The sequence below is a fragment of the Frankia sp. CoBUL1 genome (assembly GCF_978021245.1).
In genome coordinates this window covers 1-3,494 of record NZ_CDXDOS010000067.1, presented here as the reverse complement: position 1 = coordinate 3,494, position 3,494 = coordinate 1, and the positions used below count along the sequence as shown (strand labels likewise).

Annotated in this window: 1 protein-coding gene and 1 pseudogene; both read right to left on the bottom strand. The window is 66.9% G+C overall.

What is annotated here, in order from left to right; genetic code table 11:
• Nucleotides 1-415, bottom strand: a pseudogene (locus tag AC08OX_RS07665) (glycosyltransferase family protein); the annotation flags it as partial.
• 620 nt (nucleotides 416-1,035) lie between these two features.
• Nucleotides 1,036-2,745, bottom strand: coding sequence for a GGDEF domain-containing protein (locus AC08OX_RS07660; protein WP_476607166.1), 1,710 nt, complete (start codon nucleotides 2,743-2,745; stop codon nucleotides 1,036-1,038).
• Nucleotides 2,746-3,494 lie beyond the last annotated feature (749 nt).

The following is a 3,494-nucleotide window of genomic DNA, read 5'->3' as shown; positions in this document are numbered from 1 at the left end:
TATATGGATCATAGCTTTCCAGATCGGCGTCGTGGAAGATGAGCCGACTCCCGAACGCAAGATAGGCGAGACTACGCATCGCACCCGCCTTGCCGCCGGTCGTGGTGGCCTCTCGGCCCGCGTGACGCTGCAGGACCGACTCCCCACGCACGACCCAGCTGGCGCCCGCGCCGGTCGCGATGCGCATCAGGCCATGTTCGTCCCCGTCCGACGACGGGTCGACAACCACGCCGATCTCGTCCAGCACGCTACGCTCCTGCATCCAGCGTTGCCGGTTGAGTGCGATGATGTCGCCGAGAGTTCGAGCCGCCTCCGGGCCACGGGCCGGGATGAGCAGACTCAGAGTGATGCCCTTGGCGAGTTTGTCGACCTCGATTGAGTCGAGGTCGAGGCTGGTGGGTTCGAGCGTTCGCACGGATGCCCCTCTCTCGTGACCTTTCTTCGGTACGGACAGCCCGTACCGGTGATGACGTCCAGATGGGGATCTGGTGCGGCATTGCCGGCGGTATCAGACGGGCTGGGTAGGGAATCCCCCGGCCACCCCGGACCGCATGATTGCGTACCTCCGTTCACAACGCCTCATCCGCCCGAGTCGTAGCCGGTACCTCCCCGCGTGTTCCGGTTCACCGCTTCCGCCTCTCGACCACCCGGGAACGATCGGTCCGCCACATGCAGGTGCTGGAGCGTCAAAGTATCGGTCTTACGACCGTGTCCGTCACTCCCCATCTTTCCCGAGGGGGAACAACCACCGCTTCTGGGACAAGGAGCGAACACTCGGCGCCGCACCAGCACGGCGCATGACCCCGCCGTGCCACGAAGAGTACCCGACCAAGCACCCGGAACGGTTACTCCAGGACCGATCCGAAAGAACTACCCCCACACGGCCCGCCGATGCCACCGGATGGGCAGAATCGCTCACGGCGTCCTGCTCTCTTTCGATCATGGCCATGGAAGGAAGACCGGCGCGCGGCCGGACCATCCCGAGGACGGACGATCGGGCGGCGCTCGCCGACCTGCCCGCCGCCGTGGCCGCGCTCACCATCGCGTACGCCGGGACACCACGGCGGATACGGCATCCGGGGCTGGGTGCTGTCTACTCGAACCAACCCTCTCACCGACGTCATGCCCACCGACGTCATGGCCCGGTCTGGCGGAGCCGACCGCGACCCGGTCCCGTCCCGCGGCCTTGGCGGCGTACAGCGCGCGATCCGCGGCTGCGACGAGCGCGAAGGTGTCGTCCGCGTGATCGGGGAGGGCCGTCGCTCCGACCGAGACCGTCACAGCGATCAGCAGCGACTCCTCGCCGGTGTCTCCCCGGACACCGGCACCCGACCGGGCCTGGCCGCGCGCCCTCGCCGGCTCCGCAGACCCCGCAGCCCCGGACTCCCCCGTGCGGGCCGGCGGATCCGGAACTCGCGGCGCGGGCAGGACGATCCGGACGGGTTCTCGTCCGACGCCGCGGCGCAGACGTTCGGCGATATCGGCGAGGGCGTCTCCCCGGACATTCAGCGTGAGCAGCGCGAACTCCTCACCCCCGTAACGGGCGACGACGTCACCGGGACGGGTCACGACCAGCAGTCGCCGAGCCACCTCCGTCAACACCTGATCACCAGCCGGATGGCCGAATCGGTCGTTCACCGACTTGAAGTGGTCGACGTCAACGAGGATCAGCCCCATTCCGGATCCGGTGCGTCGTACCCGACCGGCCGCCAACCTCATCTCGGTCTCCAGATAGCGGCGGGTACGCAGGCCGGTCAGCCCGTCCGTGATCGCCAGACGCCGCTGGTCGGCCTCCAGGCCCGCCATCCGAACGATGATCAGAATCATCATGATCGCACTTACGGCCACGACGACCAGCAGATCCCGTAGATCACCACGGATCACCTGCACGGCCAGCACGGTCGGAGCCACCAGCCCGGCACTCGACAGTGCCACCAGGCGCCGGCCGCTGCGCGCCTGGTGGCGCGGGGACGCCGGCCGCGTGAGGTCGACCATGGTCGGATGCAACCCGGCGGCGCCGAGGGCGAGGTTGCCTGTCAACCAGATCGCGTCGAGGTAGTTGCCGACCTCGAAGGTCCCGTTCGTCTGCTGCACGACGTAGATGGTGTCGGCGGTCAGGTTGGCGAGCAGATTGCCCGCCAACAGGAAGAAGGCGGGTGGGCGGCTCCCGTGCCCCAGCACGAGACGGATGGCCACCCCCAGCAGCGCCAGATCCATCGCCGGATAGGCCACCGAGGTGACGCCGACGAACAGATCCTGGTCCGCACGCACCTGCGGCGCGATCAGGTAGAGCCAGGACAACAGAACCGCCGCGAGCAGGAACATCGATCCGTCGAGCAGGTCGGCGATGTCCCGTTCCTGGGTCCGTCGCCGGGTCAGCAGAACGAGACCGACGACGAACAGCGGATAGTGGCCCAGATATAACACATCCGGCAAGGCCGGATACTCTGTGATGTCAAGCATATAGTGAAAGATGTAGAAGGCACCATCGCCTATGGCGTACATCACCTGGCTGATTCCGATCAGCAGCCAGGGACGTCGGTCGGCCAACTCCTGGCGTCGCAGGCCGAGGAACACGGCCCCCGCGGCCGAGGCGCTGAGGCAGAGGTAGATGACCAGCCGGACGGCACGTGGGCCGCCGGTCGTGGGAAGCTGGCCGTAGACGAGGATGGCGATCAGACCGAGACAGAGATAGACAAGCCAGACGTGGCTACGCCAAGCGCGCCGCCACGATGGAGCCGGCATCACCCCTCGGTTCGCGACGCGGGATCCGTGCGGGACAGCGGACGTGGCAGCGGTGCCGGGGTCCACCGGGAGGTCCGGGCCGGTGCGTCGTCCAGCTGAACGTGATGCCGTCGATGGGCGTTCGTTGTCGGGTTGACCGAGGGAATCGAACCTGTCGACCGTGCAGGACCGGCTGGCGGTGAACAGCCGCCCCGGAGGGACCGGGCCATGAGCAGCCTCTCAGTGTGGACGTACGGGTGGTACGCGTACCGGCCACGTACGCCTGTGGTGCCTTGCGGCATTCCGTTGCCGCTCACGGCACCTACAGCGCCACTGAGCCCACCCGTCTGGTTTCGACGGGTCGGACGCCGCGACCTACCGAAACCGTATCGAATGGTTGCTCTTCGTACAGGAACGTTTGAAGCCCGATGGGCACATTTGTCCGATCATTTGTCCGATCATTGTGCGGGATCCGCCCCGTCCGGACGGATCTCGACTGGTGCGGTCACGAAGGGCGAGCTTCGCCCGGACCACTACGAGCCGATGATCGGCAAGTCAGGCCGACGACCGCCGTCGCGGACGTTTCCGCGACGCGGGTCAGGGGTGGGCGACGAAGTTGAAGTGCGCCCCCGACGCGAAGGTCGTCCGGAACATGGGCAACGTGTAAGGACCGTCGCCGTCCAGATCGAAGATGCGCAGTCCGAGATCATTGTCGACGAGCGTGTACATCTCGTCGGGTGTCCATTCACGGGTGTGCCGGGGTATCCCGC

Bases quoted from the DNA above. Each gene is read 5' to 3' on its own strand.
- AC08OX_RS07660 (WP_476607166.1), bottom strand. From the start codon at position 2,745: ATGCCGGCTCCATCGTGGCGGCGCGCTTGGCGTAGCCACGTCTGGCTT.